The sequence below is a fragment of the Gluconacetobacter takamatsuzukensis genome (genome assembly GCF_014174275.1).
Lineage (GTDB): Bacteria > Pseudomonadota > Alphaproteobacteria > Acetobacterales > Acetobacteraceae > Gluconacetobacter > Gluconacetobacter takamatsuzukensis.
In genome coordinates, this window is record NZ_JABEQK010000004.1 from 272,633 (window position 1) to 287,341 (window position 14,709).

The 14,709-nt window shown below is 62.8% G+C and carries 14 protein-coding genes; 8 read left to right on the forward strand and 6 right to left on the reverse strand.

What is annotated here, in order from left to right; genetic code table 11:
* Positions 1-10: 10 nt before the first annotated feature.
* The 5 genes from HLH27_RS07525 to HLH27_RS07545 form a co-directional block, all read right to left on the reverse strand.
* Entirely contained in the window at positions 11-658 is a 648-nt protein-coding gene (locus HLH27_RS07525; protein WP_182949182.1) for an ABC transporter ATP-binding protein, read from the reverse strand.
* A 12-nt stretch (positions 659-670) separates the two neighbouring features.
* Positions 671-1,477: an ABC transporter permease gene (locus HLH27_RS07530; protein WP_182949184.1), complete on the reverse strand. Its 807-nt coding sequence runs from the start codon at positions 1,475-1,477 to the stop codon at positions 671-673.
* Positions 1,474-2,664 carry a capsule biosynthesis protein gene (locus HLH27_RS07535; protein ID WP_182949186.1) on the reverse strand — a complete coding sequence of 397 codons (1,191 nt, stop codon included), beginning with the start codon at positions 2,662-2,664 and terminating at the stop codon, positions 1,474-1,476. The genes HLH27_RS07530 and HLH27_RS07535 overlap by 4 nt, the downstream gene beginning before the upstream one ends.
* A gap of 77 nt (positions 2,665-2,741) precedes the next feature.
* Positions 2,742-3,980, reverse strand: a complete 1,239-nt coding sequence (locus HLH27_RS07540; RefSeq protein WP_220790323.1) for a polysaccharide biosynthesis/export family protein — start codon at positions 3,978-3,980, stop codon at positions 2,742-2,744.
* Between the two features lie 192 nt (positions 3,981-4,172).
* Positions 4,173-4,994: an exodeoxyribonuclease III gene (locus HLH27_RS07545; protein ID WP_182949188.1), complete on the reverse strand. Its 822-nt coding sequence runs from the start codon at positions 4,992-4,994 to the stop codon at positions 4,173-4,175.
* Between the two features lie 331 nt (positions 4,995-5,325).
* Here HLH27_RS07545 and uvrC point away from each other — a divergent pair, with 331 nt between their 5' ends.
* The 7 genes from uvrC (at position 5,326) to HLH27_RS07580 (ending at position 12,586) form a co-directional block, all read left to right on the forward strand.
* Positions 5,326-7,206 carry an excinuclease ABC subunit UvrC gene (gene uvrC, locus HLH27_RS07550; RefSeq protein WP_182949190.1) on the forward strand — a complete coding sequence of 627 codons (1,881 nt, stop codon included), beginning with the start codon at positions 5,326-5,328 and terminating at the stop codon, positions 7,204-7,206.
* 101 nt (positions 7,207-7,307) lie between these two features.
* Positions 7,308-7,904: a CDP-diacylglycerol--glycerol-3-phosphate 3-phosphatidyltransferase gene (pgsA, locus tag HLH27_RS07555; protein ID WP_182949191.1), complete on the forward strand. Its 597-nt coding sequence runs from the start codon at positions 7,308-7,310 to the stop codon at positions 7,902-7,904.
* Positions 7,905-7,992: 88 nt separating this feature from the next.
* Positions 7,993-8,526, forward strand: coding sequence for a hypothetical protein (locus HLH27_RS07560; RefSeq protein ID WP_246375604.1), 534 nt, complete (start codon positions 7,993-7,995; stop codon positions 8,524-8,526).
* A gap of 57 nt (positions 8,527-8,583) precedes the next feature.
* On the forward strand, positions 8,584-8,844 hold the full coding sequence (locus HLH27_RS07565; protein ID WP_182949193.1) for a MoaD/ThiS family protein: 261 nt from the start codon (positions 8,584-8,586) through the stop codon (positions 8,842-8,844).
* Between the two features lie 4 nt (positions 8,845-8,848).
* Complete coding sequence (locus HLH27_RS07570; RefSeq protein WP_182949195.1) at positions 8,849-9,319, forward strand: molybdenum cofactor biosynthesis protein MoaE; 471 nt, start codon at positions 8,849-8,851, stop codon at positions 9,317-9,319.
* A 231-nt stretch (positions 9,320-9,550) separates the two neighbouring features.
* Positions 9,551-11,488 carry a ribonucleoside-diphosphate reductase subunit alpha gene (locus HLH27_RS07575; protein ID WP_182949197.1) on the forward strand — a complete coding sequence of 646 codons (1,938 nt, stop codon included), beginning with the start codon at positions 9,551-9,553 and terminating at the stop codon, positions 11,486-11,488.
* Between the two features lie 69 nt (positions 11,489-11,557).
* Positions 11,558-12,586: a ribonucleotide-diphosphate reductase subunit beta gene (locus HLH27_RS07580; protein ID WP_182949199.1), complete on the forward strand. Its 1,029-nt coding sequence runs from the start codon at positions 11,558-11,560 to the stop codon at positions 12,584-12,586.
* Positions 12,587-12,733: 147 nt separating this feature from the next.
* Here HLH27_RS07580 and HLH27_RS07585 read toward each other — a convergent pair whose 3' ends face one another.
* On the reverse strand, positions 12,734-13,573 hold the full coding sequence (locus HLH27_RS07585; RefSeq protein ID WP_408870813.1) for a tRNA1(Val) (adenine(37)-N6)-methyltransferase: 840 nt from the start codon (positions 13,571-13,573) through the stop codon (positions 12,734-12,736).
* Positions 13,574-13,616: 43 nt separating this feature from the next.
* Between HLH27_RS07585 and HLH27_RS07590 the strand changes: the two genes are divergently transcribed.
* Positions 13,617-14,693: a polyprenyl synthetase family protein gene (locus HLH27_RS07590; protein ID WP_246375608.1), complete on the forward strand. Its 1,077-nt coding sequence runs from the start codon at positions 13,617-13,619 to the stop codon at positions 14,691-14,693.
* Positions 14,694-14,709: the final 16 nt, after the last annotated feature.

The following is a 14,709-nucleotide window of genomic DNA, read 5'->3' on the forward strand; positions in this document are numbered from 1 at the left end:
AATTGGTCGGCTAAAAACTGTTATACATATCCACGCCTTCCTGCACGCTGTCACAAATGGTCATCTTGCCATCTCGCAAAACCATGCTGTGGTCGCAGGTATCCTTGATAAAATCCATGCTATGGGAAACGATCACGAGCGACCGGTCCGCGCGCTTTTCGAAAAGTTCACGGCGACACCGTTCAGAAAAGCGGGCGTCACCGACCATAATGACCTCATCGATCAGATAGCACTCGAACTCGATCGCGATGGACAGAGCAAAGGCTAGCCGAGCACGCATGCCGGAAGAATAGGTTTTGACCGGTTCCCGAAGATGCTGACCCAACTCCGCGAAATCGTCTACAAAGCGGCGCATTTCCCCGTAATCGCGATCGTAGATGCGTGCGATGAACCGAAGGTTGTCCAGCCCGCTCAGGCTGCCCTGGAACGCGCCGCCAAACGCCAACGGCCAGGAGACGGACATGTCCTGTTCGACCTGCCCAGATGTTGGCAGGTCGACGCCGCCGATAATGCGGAGCAGAGTTGATTTGCCAGCACCGTTATGTCCCAGGATTCCCCATTTCTCGCCGCGCTGGACCGTGCAGTTCACGCCGTTGAGTACACGGCGCACGCCCGACGATGTATGAAACTCCTTGACAATGTCGACGCACTTTATCATCGCTTCACGACTTTACCCCGTGATTTCCAGATGTTTTCTGACGCCTGCGGTCAGAATGATACCGATGAGCATCAATAGGACGGTCATCCATGTGTCATAGAAAAGATCGTACCTGACGCTGGCCTCGATGCCAAACTGGCCGCCCCGGATCATCTCGATGTTGTTGGCCATAGGGGACAGCATCAGAATCCACTGGTAACGAAGGGGAAGCCAGGCGACCATGATAAATGCCCCGGAAAACGGGAGTGACAGGTAGGAAATAACGGCCACGATTTTCTCGACAAGATCGGACATTTCGCTCAGGGACGCCGCAAGCAGGGCCGTGGCATAGGAAAAAAAGGACTGATAGATCAGTCCTAAAACGATAAGGCCGTAATTTTCCGGCGGTTTCATGTAGCCGAGCGCGACAGCCCCGCCCAGCACCATGATCCCTGCCATGATCGTTCCTATGATTTCCAGGAATGTGCGTGCCGTGATGATGTCGAAAGGCGTTACCTGCCTGTGGAAAAGCAGGCTACCATTGGATTCATACGCCTTGATGGCACGCCCCATGCAATGGCGCCACATGGTAAGGGGGACATACCCCGTCACCACGAGAGCCGTCATGGTCAATCCATGTTCGCGGGCAGGGCGGATTGCCGTCCATACAATGGCGACACCTGCGCAAAAAAGGATGGGTTCGCCGATGACCCACAAAAAGCCCAGATTGTCGCGTCCATAGCGGGTATGGATTTCTCGCAGAATGAGGGCGTGGATAACCTTGTATTGAAGCCTGAAATGGGAGAAGAGCGTATTGCTCCGCTTCGATTGCCGCTTCATGTGATCCGATGCTCCCTCGCGCCCGCGATGAGAAGCCGTCCCATGATGAAAATACCGTAACAGCAGAGGATGGAAACCGCCATCACCTCGATCGTTGGCGGATAGGTGGGATAATCGGGCTTGTCGGGTTGCGTAACCTCTTCGAGGAATACCATCTGATGGTCTGCCCGGGCCTTCGCGCTCTGCAGCGAGGTCACTTCCGCCGCTAGAATCTGCTGCAGGATCTGCCGCTGGATAGTTAAGGCGTCAAATTCGGTCAACTGCGGTACCAGGGAGTGCGTGTCCCCCGTCAGGCGGGAGGATGCTGCGTCCAGTTCCTTGCGCAGGTTCTCGATCTGCTGCTGATAGACCTCTATGGTCGGACTGTCCGGAGAGGTCTGACGGGTCTGGTCCAGACGCATCTGTGTGGCGGTCAACAGCGATTGCAGCGCGTATTGCGTCGAAATCAGCGGCACGCTCTGCTTTTCTGGATCGATCATCGCACTCGTATTGCGGAACGAAGCAAGGCGGGTCTGTAGGTCGCGAATCTGATCCAGCGTTTCGGTCACTTCCCTTTGCGCGGCGTCAACCAGATTCGCGCGCTGCCGGCGATTGATGTCGTTCACCAAATCTTCCGCCGCCGCGATCAGCGCTTTTGCAATCCGCTGTGAATCGTCCGCGCTGAAGGTCCGGACTGTCAGAACGGACAGGGATGTGTCGGAATCGATCTGAGCCTTGATGTGCCTCTTGTAATATTTATAGAAGCTCTCCAGGTCCTGTCGCGAATACCAGTTCGGGAAGCGGGCCAGGAAATCCCCCTCCTTACGGGAAAAAACCTGGGCGAGATTATCGTTGCGGAGCAAAAGCGCCATGGCGTCGCGCGACATCAGATAGTCCTGCACGGCGAACGTATCATCGCTGGTGACGGACTCGCCTGCGCCGGTCTGCATCGCGAGGGAAAGCGGCATGCTGCCCATGCTATGTTCGCCGCGCACCATGAAATGGGCTTCGGAAATATATTGTGGGGTGGCAATGAGTGTAAGGTAAAGAAACAGCAAGATGTTGGGCACGATAACGGTAAAGAAAAGTCCTGTCCCGATCTTATTCTGAACGAAAGCCACGCCGTTCGCAAACGGCATCGCCATACGGGCGGGCCGGGATGCGGGTGCCAAGGCTAATGAAGGGTGTTCCTGAAACTCATCTGACATCGAAAGACTTTCCTGCTCCAACCTCAATCGAAAAACTGCACGTATCCTGTTTCGTTGCGGGCTTCCTGGCTTACGCGTTAGCGCGCCACCATGTAGCCCGCCGTAATACCCGGTTGGATGATTGTGCTGATAAGGGCGAACAGCTTGTAGAAATTATTCGCCTTGGCGTTGGAGTAGTACAGCATGTCCTTGTCTCTCATGGCGAAATGCTGCCCCAGGAAATAGTTTCCGGGATTCATCATGTCGATCTGATATACGATCGGCGTGACCGGCTTTCCCTCGGTCACGGGCAGGCCTAGCCGGCGGACAACGTCGTTGTCTTCGTAGCGCAAAAGAAAAATGCCATTGGGATCGGATTGTTGGTCCAGCGGGCCACCCGTCCTGGCGATGGCTTCGGACAAGGAGAGTTCAGGCACTGTAAATGGAACTTCCGACACCCTGCCGGTGGCACCGAAGACGGTGAAGGTTCTGGGTTTGTAGATGACCTCGATCCGGTCGCCGGGATGAACGGCAATATTCTGCGATGGGTCGTTTTCCGGAACGCTCATCGCCACGCGCGCCACATGGCTGCCGCGCGTCAGTTGAATGACGGAATCCTCCGGCGGATGGGGGCTACCCTGCGCCAAAGCGATGACATCCATAAGGCGCTCACGCGTGGGGGTGAGGAGTACGCGCCCAGGACGCGCGACGTTACCATAGACGATAGCGGAGTTGGTTACGCTCTGGACGACACGCACGATGACCTGCGGCGCCTGCGATTTCCGTGCCAGGGCCTCGCGTACCATCGCGGCGGCCTGATCCACCGTTCGCCCGGCTACATGAAGCGTGCCTGCGTAGGGGACGATGACCGTCCCATCAGCACTGACGTTCAGCGGCGGCAGATTGCTGAGCATGGCCTTGGCGCTCTGGGGGTCCTGCCCGGTGCCGCCGGACGACAGAATGCTGCCGGTGCTCTGGGTGGTTGTAGAACCGCCCGCCATGGCGGCGGCCATCGACGCGCCGCTGGCATTGCCGCCCCCGCCGCCGAACAGGCCGTTGCCGATCTCGTAGATCGAAACCTGGATCGTATCGCCTGGACCGATCATGTCGTTGCTCGTCGGCCGGTCGGTCACCTTGTCGAGAGTGGAGAGCGGGGTTGGAGAATCACCGGCAAGAATTGTCAGGAGGTCGGAGCTGATCTGTACAAGGCCGAACCCCAGCGTGTTTTTCTTCGGGTCTTTTTGTGCGCTAATAAACTGTGATTCTGTGGGACCGCTGCTGGGCAGGGAACTACAGCCTGACAGGAAGAGCAGGCCGCTCGCCAGCACGCCGGACATCTGTGCTGCCATACGGTATTTGGCGGTGCCAGTGCGTAAGCGAGAGTGTTGGGGAATCATATGAACCACGCGACATACCACCAAGAAAAATCCGCCTCTGGTCAGATTGCCAACGCTCTATGTCAAAGGTTGGACAGATTGACAAGAAAACACCCGGTCACCCATCGCTGCTGCCGCAGGCTAGTCGGGGGGCTAGGGCAGGCCCCCGATCCCGTGCTCGCAATCCCGGAAATCCACAGCGACCGGGACGTGATCGGACGTGGTGGGCCAGTCGCGTGCGTCACGTAGTACTGTCATGCCGGCCAGATGATCCGTCAGATCGGCTGTGATCCAGACATGGTCCAGGCGGCGTCCGCGGTTGGAGGCTTTCCAGTCGCGGTTGCGGTAGGACCACCATGTGTACAGCTTTTCGTCCGCCGGGACGAAATGTCGCATGGCGTCGACGAAGCCGTTTTGCTGCCAGGCCAGCAGCCGGGTGGTTTCGGGTGGGGTGTGGCTGACGACGGTCAGCAATTGCTTGTGGCTCCAGACATCCTGCTCCAGCGGCGCGATGTTCAGGTCGCCGACCAGGATCGTGCGGCGGTTGGGGCGGTTGGCGAACCAGGTGGTCGCTTCGTCCACGAATGCCAGCTTGTGCGCGAATTTGGGATTGGCCTCGGGGTCGGGGATGTCGCCGCCGGCGGGGATGTAGAAATTATGCAGTTCGACCGCGTCCCCCCCGAGCGGGAACGACGCGGCGATGTGGCGGCAATCGCCGCGCCCGCACCAGTCCGGCGTGTCGTCGAGCGAGGTGAGTTCCACACGGGACAGGATCGCGACGCCGTTATAGGCTTTCATCCCGCGATACAGGATATGGGTATATCCTAGCGCGCGGACCGCATCGGCCGGGAACAGGTCGTCGGGGACCTTGGTTTCCTGCAGGCAGATGATGTCCGGTCGCAGGTCCTCGCCCAGGCGGGCGAGCAGGGGCAGCCTAAGGCGGAGCGAATTGATATTCCACGTCACGATGCGCATATCAGTGGCATTGCCCATCGCGCGCCGGCTGGCAAGAGCGATTCCCGCTGTCAGGAACAAAAGGGGATCGGGTTGCGGCCGGGCGGTGGATGGTGCAGGGCCCTGTCGGGAGGGGACGAACGATTCCCGATTTTTCGGCGGGTTGCCTGGAGTTCATCGGGCATCAAGGTTGGATTGGGATAATTTTTATAATTATCAGCGGGTTATTTTCTGTGCTGTTTTTTTATGCAATCCAAGCCGGGGGCAGGAAAACTGCCCGCCGCACGATTCTGCCCGTGCCTGCTCCACAGACTTATCCACATGATCGGTGGATGAATGAGGGGGGCGCCTGATGGATGGCGACGCGACCGCCGCCCCGCGCCTGCGGGGGGTCGAGGCGATTCAGCAGGCCTTGCAGACCATGCCGCTCTCGTCCGGCGTCTATCGCATGATCGGCGAGAAGGGAGAGGTACTGTACGTCGGTAAGGCGCGAATGCTGAAGCGGCGGGTGACGTCCTATACCCATATCGGCAAGCTGCCCGAGCGGCTGCGGCGGATGGTGTCCGAGACGGTGACGATGGAGATCGTCACCACGCATACCGAGGCCGAGGCGCTGCTGCTGGAAGCCAACTATATCAAGCGCATGAAGCCGCGCTTCAATATCCTGCTGCGCGACGACAAGAGCTATCCATGGATCGTGATGAGCGATGGCGACGCGTTTCCGCAGATCGCGAAACATCGTGGCAAGCTGGTCAAGGGGGCATCCTACTGGGGGCCATTTGCCTCGGCCTGGGCGGTCAACCAGACGCTGAACCTGCTCCAGCGGGTGTTTCTGCTGCGATCTTGCTCGGACGCCGTGTTCAACGCGCGCACGCGGCCATGCCTGCTCTTTCAGATCAAGCGCTGCTCGGCGCCGTGCGTCGGGCGCATCGACCGGGCGGAGTATGCCCATCTGGTGGAGCAGGCGCGGGCCTTCCTGTCCGGGCAGCGCAACGGCCTGCGCGACGAGCTGGTGCGAGAGATGGAGGAGGCGGCGGCCAGCCTGGCATTCGAGCGCGCGGCGACCATCCGCGACCGGATCCGCGGCTTTGCGGCGATGCAGGATTCGTCGGTCATCAATCCCGCTTCGCTGGACGATGCCGATATCGTGGCGATCGCCCAGGTGGCGGGGCAGTCCTGCATCCAGGTCTTCTTCATCCGTGGCGGCCGTAACAACGGCAACCGCGCCTTCTTCCCCATCCATGCGCGGGATGAGGCGCCGGGCGATGTGCTGAGTGCGTTCCTGTCGCAATTCTATGACGACAAGCCGCCGCCGGCGCAGATCCTGCTGAACTGCGAACTGGCGGAGCACGAGCTGATGGCCGACGCGCTGGGCATCAAGCGCGGCCGGAAGGTGGAGATCCTGGTGCCGCAGCGGGGGGAGAAGCGCGCGGTCGTCGAGCATGCCGAGACGAATGCCCGCGAGGCGATGGAACGCAAGATGGCCGAAAGCACGGCCCAGGCCCGGCTGCTGGACGGGGTGGCCGAATTGTTCGGGCTGGATGCCGCGCCGCGCCGGATCGAGATCTACGACAACAGCCATATCATGGGCACCAATGCCTATGGCGTGATGGTGGTGGCAGGGCCGGAAGGGTTCGACCGGCGGAGCTATCGCAAATTCGCGATTCGCGGGCCGATCACGCCGGGGGACGATTTCGCGATGATGCGCGAGGTGCTGGAGCGGCGCTTCAGCCGTGCCCTGCGCGAGCGCGAGGCGGAGGGAGGGGCGGCGGACTGGCCGGATATCGTGCTGATCGATGGCGGGGCGGGCCAGTATTCCGCCGTGCGGGCGATCCTGGACGAGCTTGGCGTGTCGGACGTGACCCTGGTGGCGATTGCGAAGGGGCCGGATCGGGATGCCGGGCGGGAATGGTTCCATGTGGCCGATCGCCCGGCCTTCCAGCTGCCGCCGCGCGACCCGGTATTGTACTATTTGCAGCGGCTGCGCGACGAATCCCACCGTTTCGCCATTTCCACCCATCGCGCCGGCCGATCCAAGACGCTGGTGAAGTCGGAGCTGGACGAGATCCCGGGTGTCGGCGCGGCGCGCAAGCGCGCGCTGCTCAACCAGTTCGGCTCGGCCCGGGGGGTGCGGCAGGCGGGGCTGGCGGAACTGGAAGCGACGCCGGGGATCAACCGCGAGACCGCGCGCGTCGTCTACGGCCATTTCCATCCCGGCTGGAACGGCGGATAACCTGCCGCTGGCGGCGGTGCGGCAGATGTGAGCGATTTCTTCATCAGACCGGCGTGAAGTACCGTTCCTGTTCGTTCTGTCTTGCTGTACGGTGTGTCCCGATGTTGACCGACCTGCCCAATATCCTGACCCTGTCGCGGATTGGGGCGATTCCCGTTCTGGTCGCCCTTGTGGCGATGGGCAGCGCGACGACCGACCTCGCCGCGTGCCTGCTGTTTATCGCGGCTGCGATCACCGATTACCTGGACGGTCGGCTGGCGCGCGCGCGCCACCAATATTCCGAACTTGGCCGGATGCTCGATCCGATCGCCGACAAGCTGCTGGTCGGGGCGTCGCTGATGATGCTGGCCGGCACCGACAATCTGCCATTCGGGGCGCTGTATCCCGCCATCATCATCCTGGCGCGGGAAATCCTGATCAGCGGCATGCGCGAATTCCTGGCCTCCACCCGGATCAGCCTGCCGGTGACGCGCCTGGCGAAGTGGAAGACGGGCATCCAGATGACGGCGATCGGCTTCCTGCTGGCCGGGGACGGGACGGGCGTGCTGCTGCATATGCCGTGGCTTCCCGTCGGCCTTATCGGGTCGGTCCTGCTGTGGATCGCGGCGGTGCTGACGGTCGTTACCGGGTGGGATTACCTGCTGACCGCCCTGCGGCATATCGGCCGGCAGGACGGTGCGTCGAAAATCGCGTCCTGATTGTATCATCATATTTCATGCCACTTGTGGTTGCAGAGACGAATAGGCAGACTTCCAGGCGTCGGCGGAACGGGCGCGGACGGAGGGAATGATGATGCGCAGGGCGGTGGTGCTTTCGCTGCTGGTATTGCAGACGGGCTGTGCCGGCTTCGGCAAGCTGATGGCCGACGACGCGACGTTTCCCGGTGCCAATCCGAACCTGCCGGCGGGGGATGCCGAAAATCTGCGCCGCGCGCGGGGGGAAGGGGTCGCCGAACGGCCGATCCTGCCGCAGGGGGGCAATATGTGGCCCGGTCCGCCCGCGCCGCTGCCCACCCTGGGCGATGCGACGCGGGAGCATCATGGCGCCGATGACGGATTACCCGCCGACGCGGCGACCGGCCCCGACCTGCCCGAGGGCGGCACGCTGAGCGCGGGCGAACAGGCCGAGATTCGTGGCGGCGTGCAGGTGCCTTCGGTCCGGGCGCCGAGCCCGGCGGCTGGGCATGAGGATGCGGTGCCTGCTCAATCGGGCCAGGCGGCCTCGACCATCGTCATTCCCAATGGCGACGGGACCAGCACGATCATCACCCCGGACGGGACCGTGAAGACGGTGCGGGACACGCAAGGCGTTTCCAGATAGGAACAGCCTCGCGGTCGGGCCGGGAGGCGGCGCGGCGATGACGGGGAGGCAGCGCGCATGGTGGAAATCCTGTATTTCGCGTGGCTTCGGGATCGGCTGGGCCGGTCGCGGGAGACGCTTGTGCTGCCTGATGACGGGGTGCCCTCGGTCCGGGACATCATGGATGGGCTGCGCCGGCGCGGCGCGGCCTATGAAGAGGTATTTGCCGCAGGGGGCGGGCCGATCCGCTGTGCCATCAACCAGGAATTCGCGGCCCTCGATTCGCCCGTGCATGCGGGAGACGAACTGGCCTTCTTTCCGCCCATGACGGGGGGATAATCCCGTGCTGGTCGATATCCGTGTGCAGGAAGAGGGGTTCTCGCTGGATGCCGAGCTGGCGCGGCTGGCCGGGGTGGGACTCGATGTCGGCGGAATCGGCCTCTTCATGGGGTTGGTGCGGGGGGATGGGGGGTTGGCGGCGCTGGTCCTGGAACATTATCCGGGCATGACCGAATCCATGATCGCGCGAATCGTGGCGCAGGCCGGGACCCGATTCGGCCTTCTGGCCTGCACGGTCATCCACCGGGTGGGGCGGCTGCCGGTGGGGGCGCCGATCGTGCTGGTGCTGTGCGCCGCGGCGCATCGCGGGGCGGCGCTGGAGGCGACGGAATTCGTGATCGACTGGCTGAAGACGCAGGCACCGTTCTGGAAACGCGAGGAGTTTCCGGACGGGCAGGGGCGGTGGGTCGCGGCGCGGGAAAGCGACGAGGCCGCTGCCGCCCGATGGGGCATGGACGGGCCGACGGAATCGTAACGATTCCGGCTTCGCGGGGGGCTGCGGTGCCGGTGAGGGCAGGCGAAGAAAAAAAACTTTTTGCTTGACGCGGAAAGTCCTGACTTCGCGGAAAAACGTGCCCTTGCTGTCTCGTCATCTTCATATATCTAGTGCGTTCTTGGTTGCCCTGACGCGATATGTAGCGTCATAATGCCGCCCTGGACACAAGGCACAGACGCCGTGTCCCGGCGATTTTCACGGAGATGATGGATGAGCCTGGATGACGTATCCGGAACCGTGTCTGATCGTCCGGCCGAGGAGCGTGGCCTGTTTCAGGACCACGAATCCGGCCAGACGCCCGACATGTTCGATGATGTCGTCCAGTTGCCCGGCCACCACCCCGTGCGGGTCAACCGGTCGCGCGACGCGCTGCTGACGCCGTTCGGCAAGGCGACCCTGGACAATCGCTACTTGCTGGAGGGCGAGAGCTACCAGGACCTGTTCGGGCGGGTCGCGTCCTATTACGGCGCCGATCCGGGGCATGCGCAGCGGCTGTACGACTATATCTCGCGCCACTGGTTCATGCCGGCGACGCCCGTGCTGTCCAATGGCGGGACGACGCGCGGCCTGCCGATCTCGTGCTTCCTGAACGAGGCGAATGACAGCTTGCGCGGCATCGTCGACCTGTGGAACGAGAATGTCTGGCTGGCCAGCAAGGGCGGCGGCATCGGCTCCTACTGGGGCAATCTGCGTTCGATCGGCGAGAATGTCGGCCGCAACGGCAAGACCTCGGGCGTGATCCCCTTCATCCGCGTGATGGACAGCCTGACGCTGGCGATCAGCCAGGGGTCGCTGCGCCGGGGGTCGGCCGCCGTCTACCTGCCGGTCTGGCATCCCGAGATCGAGGAATTCATCGAGATCCGTCGCCCGACCGGCGGCGACCCGAACCGCAAGGCGCTGAACCTGCATCACGGCGTGCTGGTCTCGGACGCCTTCATGCGTGCCGTGGCCGAGGATGCGGAATGGGCGCTGCTGTCGCCCAAGGATGGCGCGCATATCCGCCACGTCTCCGCCCGGTCGCTGTGGATCCGTATCCTGACGGCGCGGATGGAGCAGGGCGAGCCCTACATCATCTATTCCGATCATGTGAACAACGCCCGGCCCGAGCATCACAAGCTGGCGGGGCTGGAGGTCAAGACCTCGAACCTGTGCGCCGAGATCACGCTGCCGACCGGCATCGACCATCACGGCCAGGAGCGGACGGCCGTGTGCTGCCTGTCCTCGCTCAACCTGGAAACCTGGGAAGAGTGGAAGGACGATCCGCAGTTCATCGAGGACGTGATGCTGTTCCTCGACAATGTGCTGCAGGATTTCATCGACCGGGCGCCCGATGACATGGCGCGCGCGAAATACGCGGCCTCGCGCGAGCGGTCGGTCGGGCTGGGGGTGATGGGGTTCCATTCCTTCCTGCAGGCGAACAACGTGCCTTTCGAGAGCGTGATCGCAAAGGTCTGGAACAAGCGGATTTTCAAGCATATTCGCGAGCAGGCCGACAAGGCGTCGCGCAAGCTGGCGGAACTGCGCGGCGCGTGCCCGGACGCGGCGGAATATGGCGTGATGGAGCGCTTCTCGAACAAGCTGGCGATCGCGCCGACGGCGTCGATTTCCATCATCGCGGGGAATTCCAGCCCGGGGATCGAGCCGATCGCCGCCAATGTTTTCCTGCAGAAGACGCTCTCCGGCTCGTTTACCGTGCGCAACCGGCACCTGACCAAGCTGCTGATCGACAAGGGGCAGAACACGGACGAGGTCTGGTCGTCGATCACCCTGACCCAGGGCAGTGTCCAGCATCTGGATTTCCTGACCCAGCAGGAGAAGGACGTCTTCAAGACCGCCTTCGAACTGGACCAGCGCTGGGTGGTGGAGCACGCGGCCGACCGTGCCGGCTATATCTGCCAGGCGCAGTCGATCAACCTGTTCCTGCCGGCGAACGTGCACAAGCGCGACCTGCACCAGATCCATTACCTGGCGTGGAAGCGGGGCGTGAAATCGCTGTACTATTGCCGTTCGCTGTCGATCCAGCGGGCGGATACCGTGAGCAACGTGCTGGACAAGAGCGATATGCTGGTGCCGGAGCCGGCAGCGGCCGCACCGGCGGCCACGCCGACCTCATCCACCAATTACGACGAGTGCCTGGCCTGCCAGTAACCCGGTAGGGCGGCGCGCTGCCTTACCCCTACGGGCTGTTTGCCGCATTGCTGTCGCGGAGAAGACGACATGACCGAATCCCTCAACGCGCCCCAGCCCGAGGGCGAAACCCATTTCGACCTGCTGACGGCGAACCCGGTCTACAAGCCGTTCCGCTATCCGTGGGCGTACGATGCGTGGCTGACGCAGCAGCGCGTGCACTGGCTGCCGGAAGAAGTGCCGCTAGCCGATGATGTGAAGGATTGGCACCGCACCCTGACCGAGAGCGAGCGCCATCTGGTCACCCAGATCTTCCGCTTCTTCACGCAGTCGGACGTGGAGGTGAACAATTGTTACATGAAGCATTACAGCCGGGTGTTCAAACCGACTGAAGTGCTGATGATGCTGTCGGCCTTCTCGAACATCGAGACGATCCATATCGCCGCGTACAGTCATCTGCTCGACACGATCGGCATGCCCGAGTCCGAATATTCCGCTTTCCTTAAGTACAAGGAAATGAAGGATAAATATGACTATATGCAGGGTTTCTCGGTCGACAGCAAATACGACATCGCCCGGACGCTGGCGGCTTTCGGTGCCTTTACCGAGGGGCTTCAGCTCTTCGCGTCCTTTGCCATCCTGCTGAATTTCCCGCGCTTCAACAAGCTGAAGGGCATGGGGCAGATCGTGTCCTGGTCGGTGCGGGACGAGACCCTGCACTGCCTGTCCATGGCCCGGCTGTTCCGCACCTTCATCCATGAAAATCCGGAAATCTGGACCGAGAAGCTGCGCGAGGACATCCGCCAGGTTTGCCGCGACATCGTCGACCACGAGGATGCGTTCATCGACCTGTGCTTCGAGATGGGGCCGGTCGAGGGATTGGATGCCGATCTGGTCAAGACCTATATCCGCTTCGTGGCCGACCGCCGGCTGAGCCTGCTGGGGCTGGATGGAATGTACCATGTGCCCGCGAACCCGCTGCCGTGGCTGGACGACATGCTGAATGCCGTCGAGCACACGAATTTCTTCGAAAACCGCGCGACGGAATATAGCCGGGCCTCGACGTCCGGGACGTGGGAAGAGGCGTTCGAGGAAAGCATCTTCCAGTCGGATGGCTGAAGGCCGGAAGTAGTTTCAGGTCTTCGTTTTTTTTGAAAAAAAGAACCAAAAAACTTTGATTCGTTCAGGAGCATTGTGCTTGGGACACACGACGCCCCTGAATGGATAAAAGTCTTTTTGCCTCTTTTTCTTCAGAAAAAGAAGGCCTTAAACCCCATCCAATGCCCCCCCCTCGCGCAGGATCGCCTCGGCCTCCGGCGTGAAATGTCCGTCTGCCCGATGCAGTGTTATGCCGGCCAGCAAGGCGGCATCGCCCCGGCCGCCGACGCGGCCCCGGACCAACACGATTCTGGCGGGCCGGCCGGCCTTGGGCCAGAAGGGGAGCAGGCGGATCGACCCGATGCCGTGCGCGCGCATGGAGGCGATCGCGGCGTCGAGCGAGGCGGCGGGCAGGGCGAGGGTGAGCGTGCCGTGATGGCGCACCTGCCGCCCCAGGCTGCGAACCCAGACATTCAGCATGTCATGCGCCCCGACGCGGCGCGCGATGTCGCGGCGCGGATCGGGCGAGGCGCTGGCATCGGTGCGATGCCAGGGGGGATTGGCGAAGGCGTGGTCGAATCCGCCACCCTGGGCCGGACATTCGGGGATGGCGGGGAGGTCGGGCAGCGTGGCGCAGTGGGCGCGCAACCGGTCGAGGCCGTTTTCGTTGAAATTGGCCTGGGCCAGTGCGGCGGTACGGGGATCGCGCTCCACGCCCACGCCGGTGATGCCGGCGACGCGCCAGGCCAGGCACATCAGGCCCGCGCCGGCACCGCATCCGCCCTCCAGAATGCGCTGGCCGGGACGGGCGGGGATGGATGCCGCCATCAGGACGGGCTCGAGCCCGGTGCGGTAGCCGTCGCGGAATTGCCGGTAGCGAAGGCGGCCGTCGAGCAAGGTTCCGTCGCTCAGGGCTTCGATAGGTGTATCGTCCGCAGGACATGCCAGATCCGGCGCGGGCTCATGTATGGTGTCCTTCGGCTTGACCGTCATTCTCACGCCGCTCATATGTTCTACAGACCAATCCAACGGAGCCGGGGAGTTTAACCTTTTGGGCGTTGCAGTCACCCTGCCGGAATCCGAGAAAACGGCAACCGCGAAGCATTCCGGCCCCGGCGCCTCGGCGCAGGAGGGGGCTGAGGCTGCCCTGCGTGAATTGTCGAACTATCTGGCCGACGACATGGCCGCGTGCAATCGCGCGATCGTCGAGCGGATGGACAGCCCGGTTGCCCTGATTCCCCAGCTGGCGGCCCATCTGGTGGCGGCCGGCGGCAAGCGGCTGCGGCCGTTGCTGACGCTGGCCTCGGCCCGCCTGTGCGATTATCCGGCCGGGCCGGAGCATCAGCGCCATGTCGCGCTGGCCGCGTGCGTGGAGTTTATCCACACCGCGACCCTGCTGCACGACGACGTGGTGGACGAGAGCCAGTTGCGGCGCGGGCTGGCCAGCGCCAATGCCGTGTTCGGCAACAAGGCGTCGGTGCTGGTGGGCGACTTCCTGTTCGCCCGCTCGTTCCAGCTGATGACGGATGACGGCTCGCTGAAGGTGATGGCCATCCTGTCCTCGGCATCGGCCACCATCGCCGAGGGCGAGGTTCTGCAGATGTCGACGCAGAACGACCTCTCGACCTCGGTCGACCAGTATCTGACGGTCATTCACGGCAAGACGGCGGCCCTGTTCGCCGCTGCCTGCCGCGTCGGTGCCGTGGTGGCCAAGCGGCCGGAGGCCGAGGAACTGGCGCTGGAAGCCTATGGTACCAACCTGGGCATGGCGTTCCAACTGGTCGATGACGCGCTGGATTACGCGGCGGACCAGGCCGTGCTGGGCAAGACCGTGGGCGACGATTTCCGCGAGGGCAAGATCACGCTCCCGGTCCTGGCCGCCTATGCCGCCGGCAGCGAGGAAGATCGCCAGTTCTGGCGGCGGGTCATCGAGGAGAGCGAGCAGGCGCCCGAGGATCTCGACCACGCCCTGGCCCTGATCGCCCGGACCGATGCCATCGGGATCACGCTCGACCGTGCCGCCGCCTATGCGAGGGCGGCGCGTGAGGCGCTGGATATCTTCCCCGATACGCATCTGCGGCGCCTGTTGCAGGATACGGCGTCCTATACCGTCAGCCGGGCGCGCTGACGCGGGGGAGTGCCGG